Source organism: Mycobacterium sp. E2462 (assembly GCF_001672685.1).
Taxonomy (GTDB): domain Bacteria; phylum Actinomycetota; class Actinomycetes; order Mycobacteriales; family Mycobacteriaceae; genus Mycobacterium.
Map to the genome: position 1 here is coordinate 1 of NZ_LZKC01000440.1, position 1,271 is coordinate 1,271.

2 protein-coding genes are annotated in these 1,271 nt (G+C 71.1%); both read right to left on the reverse strand.

Annotation, left to right across the window (positions count from 1 at the left end; genetic code table 11):
• On the reverse strand, positions 1-394 hold a 394-nt coding region (locus tag A5714_RS22550), incomplete at its 3' end, for an FHA domain-containing protein (protein ID WP_197513878.1).
• Positions 395-577: 183 nt separating this feature from the next.
• Positions 578-1,271: alpha/beta hydrolase (locus A5714_RS22555; RefSeq protein WP_068289070.1), on the reverse strand; the 694-nt coding region annotated here is incomplete at its 5' end.

Here is a 1,271-nt window from a genome sequence, read left to right on the forward strand (position 1 = left end):
CCTGCGGCACCCGGGCGACCGGCCCGCTCGGGGTGTTGATCAGCGGGACGGAGGTGGTCAGCGGGGGGCTGCCGACGGATCCCTGGTGCCGGCCGACTTCGAAGGTCAGCGCCGGCCCGTCCGGGTTGCCGATGTTGACCCGCAGACCGTCCTGGATGTCGACGAGCGGCACGCGACGGTTGTGGACGTACAGGCCGTTGAGGCTGCCATTGTCGATGGCGACCCAGCGCCCCTGGTCGAAGCGCACGATGAGGTGGGTGCGCGAGATCAGCGGATGCGCGACGCGGACGTCGGCGCGCAGGTCACGCCCGATGACCACGTCGTTGCCGGCCGCGAAGGTGCGCTCCGCTCCCTCGTACCGCACGGTCAGCGCAGGGGGGGCTGGTGGGCTCATCGGGACCAACTGTAACGGCAGCCGGAGCGGTCCGGCGCCCGCGTCGTCGGCGCGGGGCGTCCGCCCGCATCGGGTGAAGCATCGACAAGTAAAGGCGTGGCCGCCCCCTCGACGCGGCGCCGGCCGGGCGCAGCCGGCCGGCGGACAGCGAATCCCATTACGCGCGTGCGCTTTTCGACGGGGCTAGACCGCCGCAGCGGGGGTGGGCATCCCGGGCCGCCACGGGCGGGCCCGGTGCGCGGGCGCGCCGACGTCGGTCACGTCCTTGATGAAGGCGCCGATGTAGCGCAACGCCCGCCTGCCTTCGGGCAGGATGTCGGCGGCCAGCGGGAAGTCGTGAATCTGCCCGTCCCACAGGTGCAGGTCGCACCGGACACCGCTGGCCTCCAGGCGCTCGGCCATCAATTCCGCGTCCGCGAGCAACAACTCGTCGGCGCTGGCGTGGATGGTCACCGGCGGCAGGTCGGTCAGGTCGGCGTCCACCGGCGAGGCGACCTTGCCGGGAGAATCGCTCTGGTCTTCCAAAACCTGTGCGCGGCTGAGGTATTCGGCGAACATGGTGAAGGCCCGACGGGTGAACATCGAGCATTTCCGGGCGTTGCGGTGCCGCAGCTTGCGGGCCGGGTCCGCGTCGGTGAACGGCGAGATGGTGGCGACGCCCGCCGGGCGCATCTCCCCGTTGCGGATGGCCAACAGGGTGGTCATGAAGGCCAGGTAACCGCCGGCCGAGTCACCGGCCACGACCACCTGATCCCCGTCGAAGCCGTGCCGCTGCAGCCAGCGCAGCCCGTCCATCCCGTCGTCGATCGCGTCGGTGATCTGGTGTTTCGGCAGCTTGCGGTAGGCGACCGTGAGGACGGCGGCGTCGGCCTCTTTA